15 protein-coding genes are annotated in these 16572 nt (G+C 68.6%); 9 read left to right on the top strand and 6 right to left on the bottom strand.

The genetic code is table 11. From position 1 onward, the window contains the following. The first annotated feature begins 48 nt into the window (after positions 1–48). Genes ACFC1W_RS12055 through ACFC1W_RS12045 form a run of 3 tightly spaced genes read left to right on the top strand, consistent with a single transcriptional unit; the run spans position 49 to position 6022 of the window. Entirely contained in the window at positions 49–921 is an 873-nt protein-coding gene (locus ACFC1W_RS12055) for a F510_1955 family glycosylhydrolase (protein WP_375992732.1), read from the top strand. Further along, a complete protein-coding gene (locus ACFC1W_RS12050; RefSeq protein WP_375992729.1) occupies positions 918–3380 on the top strand; it encodes a phosphoketolase in 2463 nt (820 codons plus the stop codon). Before ACFC1W_RS12055 ends, ACFC1W_RS12050 begins: the two co-directional genes overlap by 4 nt. After that, on the top strand, positions 3380–6022 hold the full coding sequence (locus ACFC1W_RS12045) for a heavy metal translocating P-type ATPase (RefSeq protein WP_375992726.1): 2643 nt from the start codon (positions 3380–3382) through the stop codon (positions 6020–6022). Before ACFC1W_RS12050 ends, ACFC1W_RS12045 begins: the two co-directional genes overlap by 1 nt. A gap of 430 nt (positions 6023–6452) precedes the next feature. On the opposite strand, the gene ACFC1W_RS12040 is transcribed toward ACFC1W_RS12045, so the two are convergent. After that, a complete protein-coding gene (locus tag ACFC1W_RS12040) occupies positions 6453–8363 on the bottom strand; it encodes a heavy metal translocating P-type ATPase (RefSeq protein WP_375992724.1) in 1911 nt (636 codons plus the stop codon). Between the two features lie 124 nt (positions 8364–8487). Further along, positions 8488–8733 carry a hypothetical protein gene (locus ACFC1W_RS12035; RefSeq protein WP_375992721.1) on the bottom strand — a complete coding sequence of 82 codons (246 nt, stop codon included), beginning with the start codon at positions 8731–8733 and terminating at the stop codon, positions 8488–8490. A 209-nt stretch (positions 8734–8942) separates the two neighbouring features. On the opposite strand from ACFC1W_RS12035, the gene ACFC1W_RS12030 reads away from it, so the two are divergent. Then, entirely contained in the window at positions 8943–9197 is a 255-nt protein-coding gene (locus tag ACFC1W_RS12030) for an ArsR/SmtB family transcription factor (protein WP_375992719.1), read from the top strand. A 65-nt stretch (positions 9198–9262) separates the two neighbouring features. On the opposite strand, the gene ACFC1W_RS12025 is transcribed toward ACFC1W_RS12030, so the two are convergent. Further along, positions 9263–10027, bottom strand: coding sequence for a sulfite exporter TauE/SafE family protein (locus ACFC1W_RS12025; protein WP_375992717.1), 765 nt, complete (start codon positions 10025–10027; stop codon positions 9263–9265). Between the two features lie 165 nt (positions 10028–10192). Between ACFC1W_RS12025 and ACFC1W_RS12020 the strand changes: the two genes are divergently transcribed. From ACFC1W_RS12020 to ACFC1W_RS12010, 3 genes are all read left to right on the top strand, one after another. Continuing rightward, positions 10193–10768 (top strand): cation transporter, encoded by a 576-nt coding sequence (locus ACFC1W_RS12020; protein ID WP_375992715.1) that lies wholly within the window; start codon positions 10193–10195, stop codon positions 10766–10768. A gap of 64 nt (positions 10769–10832) precedes the next feature. Further along, on the top strand, positions 10833–11192 hold the full coding sequence (locus ACFC1W_RS12015) for an ArsR/SmtB family transcription factor (RefSeq protein WP_375992712.1): 360 nt from the start codon (positions 10833–10835) through the stop codon (positions 11190–11192). Beyond that, positions 11189–13093 carry a heavy metal translocating P-type ATPase gene (locus ACFC1W_RS12010; protein ID WP_375992711.1) on the top strand — a complete coding sequence of 635 codons (1905 nt, stop codon included), beginning with the start codon at positions 11189–11191 and terminating at the stop codon, positions 13091–13093. Before ACFC1W_RS12015 ends, ACFC1W_RS12010 begins: the two co-directional genes overlap by 4 nt. Before the next feature lie 73 nt (positions 13094–13166). On the opposite strand, the gene ACFC1W_RS12005 is transcribed toward ACFC1W_RS12010, so the two are convergent. The 3 genes from ACFC1W_RS12005 to ACFC1W_RS11995 all read right to left on the bottom strand — a co-directional run bounded on the left by ACFC1W_RS12005 (position 13167) and on the right by ACFC1W_RS11995 (position 15082). Beyond that, positions 13167–14147 (bottom strand): arsenic resistance protein, encoded by a 981-nt coding sequence (locus ACFC1W_RS12005; protein ID WP_375992707.1) that lies wholly within the window; start codon positions 14145–14147, stop codon positions 13167–13169. Between the two features lie 32 nt (positions 14148–14179). Then, positions 14180–14491 (bottom strand): hypothetical protein, encoded by a 312-nt coding sequence (locus ACFC1W_RS12000; RefSeq protein WP_375992704.1) that lies wholly within the window; start codon positions 14489–14491, stop codon positions 14180–14182. A gap of 258 nt (positions 14492–14749) precedes the next feature. Then, positions 14750–15082 (bottom strand): hypothetical protein, encoded by a 333-nt coding sequence (locus ACFC1W_RS11995; protein ID WP_060958844.1) that lies wholly within the window; start codon positions 15080–15082, stop codon positions 14750–14752. 311 nt (positions 15083–15393) lie between these two features. On the opposite strand from ACFC1W_RS11995, the gene ACFC1W_RS11990 reads away from it, so the two are divergent. Next, positions 15394–15816, top strand: coding sequence for a hypothetical protein (locus ACFC1W_RS11990; protein WP_375992701.1), 423 nt, complete (start codon positions 15394–15396; stop codon positions 15814–15816). Between the two features lie 90 nt (positions 15817–15906). Then, entirely contained in the window at positions 15907–16572 is a 666-nt protein-coding gene (locus ACFC1W_RS11985) for a DsbA family protein (RefSeq protein ID WP_375992901.1), read from the top strand.

Genomic DNA, 16572 nt, shown 5'->3' with positions numbered 1-16572 from the left:
TCGAAGCGGACCACGAGACCCACTGCCACACCCTCATGGAGGTTCCCCTTGATCACCCGATCCGCGGCCGTCGCCGCGGCCGCCGCCCTGACCGCCGGCATGCTGCTGCTGACCGGCTGCACCCCCGACCCGCCACCGCATCCCGCGGCCGACCCGGACCCCTTCGAACACGTGCACGCGATCGCCGCCGACGGGGAGGGCGTGCTGCTGGCAACGCATACCGGCATCTACCGGGTCGACGAAGACGGGCAGGTGACAGGCCTCGTGGGCGGGCACGACTTCGACGCGATGGGGTTCACCGTCACCGACGGCACCTGGTTCGCATCCGGGCACCCCGGCCCGTCCACCCCGGCCGAGCTCGGCGCCCCCAACCTCGGTCTGATCCGCAGCACCGACGCAGGCCAGACCTGGGAGCCGGTCGCGTCCACCGGTGCGGAGGACTTCCACATCCTCACCGCCGCCGCGGACGGCACCCTCTACGGGGTCGGGTCGACCGGTCCCGCACTGCGCCGCAGCAGCGACCGCGGGCTCTCCTGGGACAACGGACCCATCCTCGCCGGGCTCGCCGGGCTCGCCGTCGCCGACGAGACGGTGTACGCCGCGACCGAGGCAGGACTGCAGGCCAGCATCGACGGCGGCGTGACGTTCACCCCAGTGCCCGACGCACCGCTGCTGTACACCGTCGCCACCGCCGGTCAAGTCCTCGTCGGGGTGGACACCGACGGCGTCCTGTGGCGCCTGATACCGACGGGCACATGGGAACAGGTCGGCACCGCCGCCGGGCGGGTGCAGGCCATCGCCACGACCGCCAACGGGACCGTGCTGCTCGTCGACGACCGCGGCATCGTCCGCCTCGGCCCCGCCCCCGACGAGACCACGATCCTCCGCCCGGCCACCGCTTCGACAGGAGAACACCCATGACCATCACACCCGCATCGGCCCGTTGGGCCCACCGCGCCAAAGACCCCACCCCGGAGCGGCTGGCGGGGGTGGATGCGTGGTGGCGGGCGGTGAACTACCTCAGCATCGGGCAGATCTACCTGCTCGACAACCCGCTGCTGCGGCGCCCGCTGACCAGGGAGGACGTCAAGCCGCGGCTGCTGGGCCACTGGGGCACCACCCCGGGCCTGAACTTCCTGTACGCGCACCTGAACCGCGCCATCGCCGACCGGGACCTGGACACCCTGTATGTGACGGGGCCGGGGCATGGCGGGCCGGGGATGGTCGCCAACGCCTACCTGGACGGCACCTACACGGAGCTGTTCCCCCGGATCACGCGGGACGAGGACGGGGTGCGGGCGCTGTTTCGGCAGTTCTCGTTCCCGGGTGGGATCCCTTCGCATGCGTCGCCGGAGACGCCGGGGTCGATCAACGAGGGCGGTGAGCTGGGCTACTCCCTGGTGCACGCCTACGGGGCGGCGTTTGACAACCCGGACCTGCTGGTGGCGTGCGTGATCGGTGACGGGGAGGCCGAGACCGGGCCGTTGGCGACGGCGTGGCACGGCAACAAGTTCCTCAACCCGGTCGCGGACGGGGTGGTGCTGCCGATCCTGCACCTGAACGGGTACAAGATCGCCAACCCGACGGTGCTGTCCCGCATCCCCGAGGAGGAGCTGGTGGCCCTGCTGCGCGGCTACGGGCATGAGCCGTTCGTGGTCACGGTCGGGTTCGACGACGAGACCCCGCAGGAGTCGCACGCCCGGTTTGCGGGGGTGCTGGATGCGGTGCTGGACCGGATCGCGGACATCAAGGCCGCCGCCGCGGCGGGCACCTTGGAGGGGCGTCCGGCGTGGCCGGCGATCGTGCTGCGCAGCCCGAAGGGCTGGACCTGCCCGAAGGTGATCGACGGGCTGCCGGTGGAGGGCACCTGGCGCTCGCACCAGGTGCCGCTCGCGGAGGTCCGCGACAACCCAGAGCATCTGCGGATCCTGCAGGACTGGCTGGCCTCCTACCGGCCCGACGAGCTGTTCGACGCGGCCGGCGCCCCGCTGCCCGGCACGGTTGCGGTGGCGCCGGAGGGGGTGCGGCGGATGAGCGCGAACCCGGCCGGCAACGGCGGGCAGCTGACCGTCCCGCTGCGCCTGCCGGACTTCCGGGCGCACGCCCACCCGGTCGACCCGGAGGCGCGCGGGGCGGGAACGGCGGAGGCGACGCGGGTGCTGGGCGAGTGGCTGGCGGGGGTGATCGAGGACAACCCGGACAACTTCCGCATCTTCGGGCCCGACGAGACCGCCTCCAACCGGCTCGCCCCAGCCGTCTACTCGGCGACGGGCAAGCAGTGGAACGCGGCTATGGAGCCGGTGGACGAGCACCTTGCGCCGGCGGGGCGGGTGATGGAGGTGCTCAGCGAGCACCAGTGCCAGGGATGGCTGGAAGGGTACGTGCTGACCGGGCGGCATGGGCTGTTCAACTGCTACGAGGCGTTCACCCACATCGTCGACTCGATGTTCAACCAGCACGCCAAATGGCTCGAAGCGGCCCGTGACGTGGCCTGGCGGGACCCGATCCCGAGCTTCAACTATCTGCTGTCCAGTCACGTGTGGCGACAGGACCACAACGGGTTCTCCCACCAGGACCCCGGGTTCATCGACCTCGCCCTGAACAAGAGCCCCGACGTGGTGCGGGTGTATCTGCCGTTCGATGCGAACACGCTGCTGTCCACCTACGACCACTGCCTGCGCTCGACCGGCTACATCAACGTGGTCGTCGCCGGCAAGCAGCCCGCCCCGCAGTGGCTGAGCATGGACGAGGCGATCGAGCACTGCACCCGCGGGCTCGGGATCCTGCCGTGGGCGGGCACCGAGACCGAGGGCACGGAGCCGGATGTCGTGCTCGCCGCCGCCGGCGACGTCCCCACCCTGGAGACTCTGGCCGCGGCGGCCCTGCTGCGCGAGCACATCCCGGACCTGAAGGTGCGGGTGGTCAACGTCGTGGATTTGACCCGGCTGCAGTCCGAGGACCAGCACCCGCACGGGCTGCCGGATCGGGAGTTCGACGCGATCTTCACCCCCGACAAGCCGGTGATCTTCGCCTACCACGGCTACCCGTGGCTGATCCACCGGCTCACCTACAAACGCACCGGGCATCAGAACCTGCACGTGCACGGCTTCCAGGAGCGCGGCACCACCACCACCCCGTTCGACATGGTCATGCTCAACGACCTCGACCGGTACCGGCTCGCCATCGACGTCCTCGACCACGTCCCGGGCCTGGCCGCCCGCCACGCAGGTCTCCGACAGGAGCTGCAGGACGCCCGCCTGCGCGCCCGCGCCCACACCCGCGAGCACGGCACCGACATTCCCGCGGTGACCGACTGGCAATGGCCCCACACCGACACCGATCCCCGCTCCACCGACCCCGTTCCCGGGAAGGAACTGTGATGAACGACACCAAGACCGTGACCCTGCAGGTGAGCGGCATGATCCGCGCGACCTCCAAGAACGTCACCGAAGCCCACCTGGGCCGCCAGCCCGGCGTGATCGCCGTCGACGCGAACCCCGTCTCGCAGACCGCGACCGTCACATACGACCCGCAGACCACCTCGGTCGCGCACCTGCAGCAGTGGATCATCGAATGCGGCTACCACTGCGCCGGCCAGTCCGTCCCCGACCACATCTGCGACCCTGCGCACGACCCGCACGGCGACGGTACGCACGACCACAGCGCCCACCACGGCCACGCGGCTCACGACGCGCAAGAAACGCGTGCGGGTCACGCCGAGTACCAAGACCACGCAGATCACACGGGTCATGCGAGCCACGAGGGTCATGCAGACCATCACGACAACCCCGTCCACGACCACGCTGCTGGCCACGACCACGCGCACCCGGTCGCACCACAGGGCCATGCCCCCTCGGCGACGGCGGATACCGGCGAGCACGCCGGTCACGACGTCGAGCACGCCGGTCCCGCCGCGGCCCCAGGCGGGCACGATCACGGTGCGGCGTCGGGGCACAGCGCGCAGGAGATGATGGGTCACGGCGGGCACGGCGGCGGGATGTCGATGGACGCGATGATCCGGGACATGCGCAACCGGTTCCTGGTCGCGCTGATCCTGTCGATCCCGATCACCTTGTGGTCCCCGATCGGGCGGGAGGTGATCGGGTTCGAGGTCCCGGCGCCGTTCGGGCTGCGCGATGACGTGTTCATGCTGACCCTGTCGCTGCCGGTGATCTTCTACTCCGCGTGGATCTTCTTCGACGGCGCCTACCGGGCCCTGCGCGCCCGAACCCTGGACATGATGGTGCTCGTCTCGGTCGGTGTCGGCGCCGGCTGGCTGTACAGCCTCGCGGTCACCCTCACCGGCGGCGGCGAGGTGTTCTACGAGGCCGCCACGGTTCTCGCGACCTTCGTGCTGCTGGGCCATTGGGTGGAGATGCGCGCCCGCGGCGGCGCGAACGACGCGATCCGAACGCTCCTCGAGCTTGCCCCGTCGCAGGCGGTCGTGATCCGCGACGGGCAGGAGAGCGAGATCCCCACCTCCGAGGTCGTCCCGGAGGATCTGATGTTGGTGCGGCCGGGGGCGAAGATCCCCACGGACGGGGTCGTGGAGTCCGGGGAGTCCGAGGTGGACGAGTCGATGGTCACCGGCGAGTCCATGCCGGTGGAGAAGTCGTCCGGGTCGGAGGTGATCGGCGCGACCGTGAACACCGTCGGAACGCTCCGGGTGCGGGCCACGAAAGTAGGGTCCGATACGGCGCTGGCGCAGATCGTGAAGCTGGTGCAGGAGGCGCAGAACTCCAAAGCGCCGGGTCAGCGGCTCGCTGACCGGGCCGCGTTCTGGCTGGTGCTGGTCGCCCTGATCGGCGGCACCCTGACCTTCCTGGTGTGGCTGCTCGCGGGCGCCGAGGTGCCGATGGCGATCCTGTTCGCCATCACCGTCGTGGTGATCACCTGCCCCGACGCCCTGGGACTGGCGACCCCGACGGCGATCATGGTCGGCACCGGCCTGGGCGCCAAGCGGGGCGTGCTGTTCAAGAACGCCGCCGGCATCGAGACCGCCGCACGCATTACCACGGTCGTGTTCGACAAGACCGGCACCTTGACCAAAGGCGAACCAGAGGTCACCGACTACCTCACCGCCGGGGGAGACGACCTCGAGCTGCTCAGTCTGGCAGCGTCCGCGGAGCGGGAATCGGAGCATCCCCTCGCCCAGGCGATCGTCGCGTACGCCGACGCCCGCGACATCCCGCGCCGCACCGCGACCGCGTTCCGCAACGTCACCGGGCAGGGGGCGGTGGCGACCGTCGACGGGAGGCAGGTCGTGCTCGGCAATACGCGCCTGATGGCCGCGGAGGGCATCGACATCACACCCGTACGCGCCGCGCAGGAGGAGCTGGCGGGGTCGGGTCGCACGGCGATCCTGTTCGCCGTCGACGGGAAGATCGCCGGTGTGATCGCCCTGGCCGACGCGCCCCGGGAGAGCGCGAAGACCGCGATCGACGCGTTGCACGAGCAGGGCATCGAGGTCGCGATGCTCACCGGCGACAACAAGCCCACCGCCGACCGCATCGCCGCCCTGCTGGGCATCGACACCGTGATCGCCGAGGTGCTCCCCGAAGACAAGTCGCAGAAGGTCGCCGAGCTGCAGGCGGCGGGGAAGAAGGTCGCGATGGTCGGCGACGGCGTCAACGACGCCCCCGCCCTCGCCCAGGCCGACCTCGGCATCGCGATCGGCGCTGGCACAGACGTCGCCATCGAGACCGCCGACGTCGTGCTGATGCGCTCCGACCCCCTCGACGTCGCGATCGCGCTGAAGATCGGCAAGGGCACGCTCCGCAAGATGCGGCAGAACCTCGGCTGGGCCATCGGCTACAACGCCGCCGCCCTGCCGATCGCCGCCGGCGTGTTCTACCCCGCGTTCGGGATCATGCTCTCCCCGGAGATCGCCGCACTGTCCATGTCGGGCTCCAGCGTCATCGTCGCCGTCAACGCCCTCCTGCTCAAGCGGCTGCGCCTTCCCGAACAGGCTCCCGAGGAGACCAGCACCGTCTCCCCAGCGAAAGAGCCAGAACCCGTGTGACCCGTCGTCGTCGTCGTGCCTGGTGTCCGTCGAGACACCGCGCCATGAAGTACGCCTATGTGATGGCTGACGGTGGGCCTGTCGCAAACCCGAGCTCGTCGGCCATACGCCCCCACCACGCCCGCCCGCCCTTGGCGTTGCGAACCACATGCCCGATCCGTGGGTGGGTGGGGTCGGCGAGCACCGCAAGCGCGGAAGCCTCCACCACATGAATTAAGATGCGAGGTCAATTTCACGCGGGTGGCAGGGATCGTGTCGCGCCAGCCTCGTCGGGTGTCGACCTCTAATCTGCCGCCGCAATCGGGGGTGCCCACAACATGCCAAAATCCGCGTGAATCGAGAGATATTCCTTGGGGCGGAGCCGCGCTGGTCGGGCCCACAATCCCATGCGACCCTCGCCACGCGACTTAGCGTCTCGATAGCGGATCGCTCATCGGACGGCCATCGCGCGTGCGGGGCCGTGGCCAGTGGTTGGAGTTGTCTGACTCCGGCGAGTTTCACCACGTCCTGGTACCAGCATGCGCAGGCCGTTGAGGATGATCAGGGCCGCGCTGCCTTCATTCAGAAGGAGGCCGGTGGTCAGGGACATCCACCCGCCGAGGGCGGCGACGATCAGGATGGCCACGACAGTCAGGCTGAGCACGATATTGATCTTGATGTTGTTCCGCGCTCGGCGGGAGAGGCGGATCGCTGCGGGGAGCCGGTCGAGCTCGTCGGCCATGAGGGCGACGTCGGCGGTCTCCAGGGCGACATCGGTGCCGGCGGCGCCCATCGCGATGGCAAGGTCGGCGTTGGCCAGGGCGGGGGCGTCGTTGACGCCGTCACCGACCATGGCGATCAGGCCGTGCGTCTGACGCAGTTCAAGGACTGCGGCGGACTTGTCCTCGGGCAACAGCTCGGCGCGGTAGTCATCCAGCCCGAGGGCGTCGGCGGTCGATCGGGCAACGGTCGTGCTGTCGCCGGTGAGCATCATGACACGTGTGATTCCCAGTGCGCGGAGCTCGTCGATGCTGTACTGCGCATCTGGGCGCAGTTGATCGGCCACAGTCAGCACGGCCAGTGCAAGGGTTTCGTCGCGGAGCACGACAGCTGTCCGGCCTTCTGACTCGGCTTGGGAGACCACCAATCCGACATCTGACCTTGCACGGTCGGCGGCTGTCGGGCGACCGATGTGCACGGGGCGGCCGTCGACAATGGCCTCCATGCCGGCACCGGGCAGGGCGCGAGCGCCCATTGCGGCGGGAACGACGAGGCCGCGAGCGTTCGCGCCAGTGACGATCGCGGTGGCGATGGGGTGTTCGCTGCCCGCCTCGACCGCGGCCGCCAATGCTAAGGCCTCGTCCTCGGTGAGGTCGCCCACGGGGATGACGGTGGTTAGCGTGGGTCTGCCGCGGGTCAGTGTCCCGGTCTTGTCGAAGGCCACGGCCTTGATATCGGCGAGGCGCTCGAGGTAGACCCCGCCCTTGATGAGGATCCCATCCCGTGCACCGCGGGCGATCGCGGTGACGACGCTGACGGGCACCGAGATGATGAGCGCGCAGGAGCACGACACGACGAGGATGACCAGTGCCCGGTAGATCGCCTCACGCCACTCGAACCCGAACAGCGGCAGGAGCAGGGCCGCGGCGATGGCCAGGATGAACATCGCCGGGGTGTAGACGGCACTGAACTTGTCCGCGAACCGCTCTGCTCCGCTCCGGTTGGCCTGCGCTTCCTCGACCTGCTCTATCACCCGGGCGAGCACGGTGTCATAGTGCTCCTTGGTGACCCGTACCCGCAGCACCCCGTTGCCGTTCATACTTCCCCCGAAGACCTCGGTGCCGGCAGTGGCCTCGACCGGCACCGATTCTCCGGTGACTGGGCTGGCATCCACCCATGAAGCACCGTCGGCGACGATGCCATCGGTGGGGAGGCGTTCGCCGGGACGCACGAGCACGACATCGCCGGGGTGCAGCTCCTCCACCGCCACGGTCTCGCTCCGGTCGCCGTGGGAGAGGCGGGTGGCAGTCGGGGGTGCCAACTCCATCAGCGCGCCGATGGACCCGCGCGCCTTGTCGGTCGCGTAAGCTTCCATCGCTTCACCCAGGCTGAAGATGACCACGAGCATCGCCGCTTCTTCGACGACACCCAGCGCAATCGCGCCGATCACGGCCACCACCAGCAGCACGGTGATCGTCAGCCGCTTGTTGCGGACCGCCCGAACCGCGCTGCGCAGCGGATAGACACCCCCGACAATGATCGCGGCCCAGAACATCGCCAGCGAGACCGGCTCGAGATGGGCTGACCACTCCACGACCAGGCCCGCGACCAGCAGCACCGACGCAACCCCCAAGGTCACCATCGCTGGCTCCTGCCACCACCGACGCCGGACAGCCCGTGGTGTCACGGGTGCCACCTGTGTCGGTGGGTTCGCGCCAATACTCATCCGTTGTCCTTCTTCCTGGGAGTGACGTTCCGGGGAGCGGTTAGCCGCGGAGGGGACGCGCAGGACCTGCCGCGGCCAGGGGCAGCCCGGCCTTCTGGGCGGCCTCGATCACGGCAGCGTCAGTCACGGAGCCGTCATGCGTGACCAGCACGACACCGGAGGCCAGCGCGTCGACGTCCTGCACGCCCGGCACAGACTGGATCGTGGCGAGGTCGCCGGAGCAACTCACGCACCCGCCTTCGAGGGTGCGGTACTTGGAACGAACAAGCTGGATCGGTGCACTCACGGGTGTCTCCTTCAGTCGAGATGACTTCGATCAACTTCGAAGTCCGGCTCCCATCCTACGCAGATATCGATATTCGTCAAAGTATCGAAGTGTGGGACACTGGAGGCATGTCAATGCCCCTGACCCTTTCCCCGGGCAGCGCCCTCGGGTACTGCACACCGTTGTCCCGGGAGCCGATCACCCCCACCCAGGCGGAGCCTCTGTCTCGGATGCTGAAGGCCCTCGCAGACCCGGTGCGGCTACGGCTGATGTCGATGGTGCTTTCGCACGAGAGCGGCGAAGCGTGCGCCATGTGCGACCTGACCGAGGGCTTCGACCTATCCCAATCGACCCTCAGCCACCACCTCAAGATCCTGCACGACGCCGGACTCGTCGACCGGGAAAAGCGCGGAGTGTGGGTCTACTACAAGGCACGCCCCGATGCCATGACCGCGCTACGCACCGTATTCAGCACCGACCTCTGATCCCGCGGCTCATCCCGAACGCCACGGCTGTCGGCAGCGCCGCGCAGAGATGACCGTTCCTCGCGCTACTTGTGGTTCCAGACCTTCCACGAGGACAGCACGAGCAGCAGAGCGAGCAGCGGGACTATGACGACGCTCGGGAACACGCCCAGCAGCAGTCCGCCGATGATGGTGCCGACGATCGACCCGGCGGTCATGGCGATGAGGAATCCGGGGTTCTGCCGTAGGACGGTGAAGCTGTTGTCGCGACTGTAGCGGGCGAACGCGACCAGCATCGTCGGCAGCGATACCGCCAGCGACAGGGTGCCGGCAATCTTGATGTCGATGCCGTAGAGGAGCACGATCGTCGGAATCAGCAGCTCACCCCCGGCCACGCCCATCAGGGCGGCGACGACGCCGATCGCGAACCCGGCGACCACGCCGATCAGCCACTGCCACGTCACAGGCAGATTCAGCGGGTTGGCGCCGATGAAGTGCGTGAGCACGAGGACGACGGCGATCAGGACGAGCAGGACCCCGAGGACGCGGTAGAGGGTCTTGCTCGCGATCTTCGTCGCCCAGTTCGCCCCTACCCACGCGCCGATGAGGCTGCCGATCAGCAGGTTCACGATGACGTACCAGTACGGGGGCACCTCGGCCAGCGGAACGCCGAGGAGACGGGCGGGCAGGGCGATGATGACGACGATGAGGCTCATCGCCTTGTTCATGATGATCGCCGGCAACGCTGCCAGCCCGAACAGGCCGATCAGCAGCGGCAACCGGAACTCCGCACCACCAAGGCCGATCATTCCACCCAGCACCCCGACCGCGGCTCCGATAAGGAAGACCAACGGCAGCGACTTTCGCCAACGGCCCGGCGAGGTCCCAGCCGTCAACCCGGAGACCGTGCCTTGTGGGTCCCGGCTCATTCGCTCACCCTATCCACCGACCCCAGCGACTGCCGAGCCTACAACGGCTGCACGGGGCGCAGCTGTCCCCCAGCGAGGATGAGAAGTATGGATGCTCTCAGGCGTGTGGTGCTGATCGTCGCCGCGCTGAACCTGGCGTACTTCGGCATCGAGTTCGCCGTCGCCCTCACGATCGGATCGGTCTCTCTCTTCGCCGATAGCGTGGACTTCCTCGAGGATGCCGCGGTCAACCTGCTCATCTACGCGGCGATCCCCTGGCCGGTGCGCCGCCGCGCGATCGCGGGAAGCGTCTTGGCGTTCGTGATCCTCATCCCGGCCGTTGCGACGATCTGGACTGCGATCGTGAAGATCCTCGACCCAGTCGCGCCCGACCCCGCCGCCCTGTCGATCACCGCGCTCGGCGCCCTCGCCGTCAACCTCGCCTGCGCGACCATCCTCGCCCGGCACCGCCACCAAGCGGGCAGCCTCACCAAAGCGGCCTGGCTTTCGGCACGCAACGACGCCCTCGCCAACCTCGCGATCATCGCCGTGGGCGTGCTCACCATCTGGTTCGTCACCGGATGGCTGGACATCGTCGTCGGCATCGCCATCGGCCTGCTCAATGCAGATGCCGCCCGCGTCGTCTGGAAAGCCGCCCGCCAGGAAGCCTACGCCCAACCATAAACTTGACCCGATTGTCGCCTCCGGGGCCCGCGGGTTTGTACATCGTTGGGTGTATAGTCATCGTATGCTGACTATTGCCGATCGACTCGACGTGATGAACCGGCTCGGACGGGCTATGGCCGACCCGACCCGCTCCCGAATCCTCCTGACCCTCCTGGCCGGCCCGAGCTACCCTGCCGTGCTGTCCCGGGAGCTGGGGCTGTCGCGCTCGAACGTGTCGAACCATCTGACGTGCCTGCGCGGGTGCGGGATCGTGGTGGCCGAGCCCGAGGGTCGGCAGACCCGCTACGAGGTCGCGGACCCGCACCTGACCCGCGCGCTGACCACGCTCGTCGACGTGACCCTGGCCGTCGACGAGAGCGTGCCGTGCATGGACCCCGACTGTGGGGTTGAGGGCTGCGTGGTGGGGGAGGCGAGCGCGTGAGCACGGTCACGGGTTCGCAGGTCGAGCGTGTCGACCTCGACGATGACGACGACGACGACCGGCCCTGGTATCGGAGTCCAAGCGTCCTGATCCCCATCGCCTCCGGCGTCGCGTTCGCCGCCGGCCTGATATGCGAATGGACTGGCGCGGAGACCGCCGGCCTGGTGCTGTTCTGGATCGGTCTGCTGCTGGGCGCGTACACGTTCGTCCCCGGTGCGCTGCGCAAGCTGTTCACCAAGGGCAAGCTCGGCATCGGACTCCTGATGACCATCAGCGCCACTGGCGCGGTGATCCTTGGCTACGTCGAGGAGGCCGCTGCGTTGGCGTTCCTGTACTCCATTGCGGAGGCGTTGGAAGACAAGGCAATGGACCGCGCCCGCGCAGGGTTGCGGGCACTGTTGAAGCTCGTACCCGACACCGCTCTGGTCAAGCGCGGCGACGCCACGGCCGAGGTCGAGGCGAAGGAGCTGCGCGTCGGTGACGTGCTCGTGATCCGGCCGGGCGAGCGGATCGCCACCGACGGCATCGTGCGGGCTGGCCGAAGCAGTCTGGACACGTCCGCGATCACGGGCGAGTCGATCCCGGTCGAGGTCGAGCCCGGTGTCGACGTGTCAGCCGGGTCGATCAACACGACAGGCGTCCTCGAAGTCGAGGCGACCGCCGCCGGCACCGACAACTCGCTCACCACGATCGTGGAGCTGGTCGAGCAGGCCCAGGCCGAGAAGGGCGACCGTGCCCGCCTGGCCGACCGGATCGCCCGCCCGCTCGTGCCCGGCGTGATGATCCTCGCCGTGCTCGTCGGCGTACTCGGCTCGCTGCTGAGCGGCGACCCCGAGCTGTGGATCACCCGCGCCCTGGTGGTACTCGTCGCAGCCTCCCCGTGCGCTCTGGCGATCGCCGTCCCGGTCACGGTCGTCTCCGCGATCGGTGCGGCGTCGAAGTTCGGTGTGGTGGTGAAGTCCGGGGCCGCGTTCGAGCGATTCGGCGGCATCCGCCACCTTGCCGTCGACAAGACCGGCACGCTGACCCGCAACGAGCCCACCGTGGCCCGCGTCGTGACCACTGCGGGCGCGACCGAAGATGAAGTGCTGGCGTGGGCGGCGAGCCTCGAAGGGCACAGTACGCACCCGCTGGCCGCCGCGATCACCAACGCCGCTCCCGACGCGCCGACCGCGCAGGAGGTCAGCGAGACCGCCGGGCACGGCATCGCCGGCACCCTCGACGGTGTCCGTGTCGCTGTCGGGAGCCCCCGCTGGCTCGCCGCCAGCACACTGGCCGACGAGGTGACAGTGATGGAATCCGAGGGGATGACCGTCGTCATCGTGTACCGCGACGACCGGCCGGCCGGCGCGATCGGGGTCCGGGACGAGCTGCGCCCCGAGGTTCCCGAGGTCATCGCCACGCTCAACCGCCGCGGAATCGGGGTGACGATGCTCACCGGCGACAACGCCCGCACCGCGGCGGCCCTGGCCGCACAGGCAGGTATCAGCGACGTGCGCGCCGAGCTGCGCCCCGAGGATAAGGCCAGCGCCGTCGCGGAGCTGTCCGCATCGCAACCCACGGCCATGATCGGGGACGGCATCAACGACGCCCCCGCCCTGGCGGCCGCGGACCTGGGAATCGCGATGGGAGCCAAAGGCGCGGACGCGGCGATCGAGTCCGCCGACGTCGCGTTCACCGGCCACGACCTGCGCCTCATCCCGCAGGCCCTCGCCCACGCCCGCCGCGGCCGAAGCATCATCAACCAGAACGTCGTGCTGTCCATCGCGATCATCGCGGTTCTGCTGCCGCTGGCGATCACCGGCATCCTCGGGCTCGCGGCAGTCGTGCTCGTGCACGAGGTCGCGGAGGTCATCGTCATCCTCAACGGGCTCCGCGCAGCTCGGCGCCCGCGCGCTTGACACGCGCGTCCCGCTGACGAACCGACCGTCGACGGCGAGAACACGGCAGACCGCATACCGAGGCAGATCGCTCCTAAGCCACAGCGACCACGGGATGTCTGTTCGGGATGAGCCGTGGGATGAGGCGGACGAACGCGACCATGACCAGGAGCTCGACGAGGGTCTGGGTGACCACGACGAGCGGCGCGAGGTCGAACGCGGGCGGCAGCGCAAGGACGAGCGGGAGGACGACGAGCGAGTTGCGGGTCGCGCCGCTGAATACGACCGCTCGACGGCCGGGGACGTCGAGTCGGGCGACGCTGCCGGCGAGGGCGCCGATCGGGATCATGAGGGCGGCGAAGAGCACGTAGACGGGGATCGTGAGCAGCAGCGATGCGATCTGCTGGCCGACGCCGGCGATCTGTGAGGCGACGACGACGGCCAGGGTGAGCATCATCAACGGCACCATCGCCCCGAGTACGGCGTCCTGCAGCCGTGCACCCCACGGGGTGCGGGCGGCGAGCTGTGTGAGTCCCGCCGCGATGAGCGGCAGCACGACGAGCAGCAGGAACGCCTCGACGAACGGGGCGAGGTCGACGCTTGAGACGAACTCGGCGCCGACGAAGAGCCAGAGGTAGAACGGCAGCAGCAGCATCTGGGCGATCATCAGCAGCGGCGCGGCCGCGAGCAGGCGGTCCTTCGCGCCGCCGGCGATCCCGGTGAACACGATCACGTAGTCCACGCACGGGGTGAGCAGCACGAACAGCACGCCGACGAGCAGCACCTGATCGTGGGCGACGATCCGCGACAACAGCCAGACCACGACCGGCACGAGGACGAAGTTGACGATCATGACGGCGGTGAGGAATCGCCAGTCACGGAACGCGGTGCCGATCTTCGCGAACGGCACACCGAGGAAGGTCGCGTAGAGCAGCAGCCCCAGCACCGGGTTGATCGCGAGCTCGGCCGGGTGGGCGACCGCGGGGATGAGCAGCCCGACCGCAGCTCCCAGGGCAAGGGCGGCGAGGTAGAGCAGCACCTGGTGTCGTTCCATCCACTCGACGCTCGCTCGCATCGTCCCATTCTCCCGGACGGCGGGATCGGGTCTCAGCAGGCGCAGTTCGCGTCGCCGCACCCGGATCCGCCGGCTGCGGCGCGTCGCTTCGCGATCTGGCGTCGGCGCAGCCACCACATGCCCAGGGCGAGAGCGGCAAGTCCCGCGGCGGCCGCGATGAGCGTCTGCTGCAGGACCGCGGCGCCAGCGCCGGTGACGATCCCGGCGACGATCAGGTACGGGAGTGCGCAGCAGCCCACGCAGGCCAGCAGAGCGAGCAGTCCGGCCACCTTCGTGCGCGTCGGCACGCCCTCCTCGGTGAGTGCCTTGCGCGCGCAGCTTGTCGTGGTTTCGGGGGCGCTCATGCGGGTGCTCCTTCGGGGTGCGCGATGTCGACATAGGGGATCGGGCAGTCGGCGCAGGTGCAGCCGGTCAGGCTGTCGCAGCGGGCTTCGACCACCTGCTGCAGCGACGCGCGGATCGCGGTGAGGTCGGCCAGTTTCTGCTCGATCTCGTCGATCTTCTCGAGCGCGCGGGTGCGCAGGTCTGGGGTCGCGGCGTCCGGTGTCGAGCAGCTCGGCGACCTCTTCAGAGCGAACCCGAGCCGTTGCGGAGCATCGTCGTCATCGCGCCGAGTCGGCGAGGCTCGTGAGCGCCGTGAGCACGTCGGCGTACTGCTCGGGAACCTCAATCGTCATCACGGCGCTGCCCCCGACCGGACTGGTCGTGAACGTGAAGAACGAGCAGCACGCCGTCTCGCGCTCCGCGAGATCTCTCGCCGTCGCCAGCGACTCCAGCGGAAGGGTCACCACCGCCCGAGTCAAGGAGGAGCGGGCGACGGTCTCCGTCGCGGTCGCGAAGAGCTCGGCGAACTCGGAGACCCGCAGCGGACGGTCCACCGTGGGCAACGTGCATGCTTCGGGAGCCTGCTCGAAGAGTTCCAGAAAATCGGTCATGCGCCAACGGTAAACCCGTACCCAAGTAGGGAATGCAACCCCTGCCGACCAAGGCGGCTCGGCCGGGATGAAGGTTCTCGATAGGAGTTGCAAAGTCCACGCGCTCTTTCGAGCAAGTTGCGAATTTGAACTTTGACGGGGCGCACCGGTGCTCGGATCGGACACGAATCATGGGAAGTGTCGGAGCGAGAGTTGTAGTTTCAGGTGAAGATGGCGTTGCCCAAGGGTCGACGGAACCCGGCTCAGAGTGGCGCTTGGGCGCGCACGGTAGGCTGTTGGCGATGGTCTCTTCGGCCCAGACTCCGCGCTCCGTGACGCTGAATGAGCAGTTGTTGATAATGAGGCTCATTACCAGCGTCGGTTTGGCGTTGCTGCTGATGCTGGGTCTGGCAGCGACTGGCCACACGGAGGCGGACGGTTCGTCTCCTGTCCCGCTGGTGATATCTGGGTTGATGGACCCGCACGTCGAGCCCGTGGCAGATGCCCCGGCCGAGCATGAAGCAGTCGCCGGTGGCGTCGCTTCTGGGCCGAACGCGTTGGTGGGCGCTGCGCTGTGCATGCTGGGCGTGTTGTGCGGGTTGACGTTCATGGTGGTGCTGCGGGGATTGTGGCGTCGGCGGATGCCTCCGGTTCTCGGTGACCGACCACGAAGGCCTTCGCTGCTTCCGGCGCCGGCCGCTCGTGCTCACCCGATTGTCTTCTCGTTGACGCAGTTGGGTCTTTCCCGAACCTGACATTTGGCACGCCGCCCTTTCGGGTGGCGCTTCGTCCCGGGTTGCGTGCCCGGGTTCTGTCCTGTGCCGTGTCTTGGTTTGGAGTACCCGATGAAAACCCCTGTGAAGGCGACACTCGTCACCATCGCCGTTGTGGTGGTGCTGGTGGGCGCCGCGTTGATCTACGTCCTTGTCAATCAGAGCCAGACCGCTCCACCATCTGGGGGCGGTGACGCATCCCCGCAGGTAGTGCGGGAGAGCTCGCATGTCCTCGACGACGGCGGGGAGGGCGCTGTCACCCTGGTGGAGTTCCTCGACTTCGAGTGTGAGGCGTGTGGTGCGTTCTTCCGGATCGTGGAGGATCTGCGGGAGCAGTTCGCGGGGGAGATCACGTATGTGGTCCGTTACTTCCCGCTGCCGGGCCATTTCAACTCGAAGAACGCGGCGGTCGCGGCGGAGGCGGCCGCGCAGCAGGACCGGTTCGAGGACATGTATGTCCGGCTGTTCGAGACGCAGGCGGAGTGGGGTGAGGCGCAGGAGTCTCGCGCCGACCTGTTCCGTGGCTTCGCGGAGGAGATCGGTCTGGACATGGCCGCCTATGACGCCGCCGTGGCGGACCCGGCCACGACGGAGCGGGTGGAGCTGGACTTCGAGGAGGGCCAGGCGCTTGGCGTGAGCAGCACCCCGACGTTCTTCCTCGACGGTGAGCTGCTCGAGCTGCAGGAGTGGGACGACCTCGAGAACGCCATCCAGGCTGCGGTGAACGGTGGCCAGTGA

It is taken from the genome of Microbacterium sp. NPDC056003, from assembly GCF_042274785.1.
GTDB lineage: Bacteria > Actinomycetota > Actinomycetes > Actinomycetales > Microbacteriaceae > Microbacterium.
This window is presented reverse-complemented; position numbering and strand designations above follow the sequence as displayed.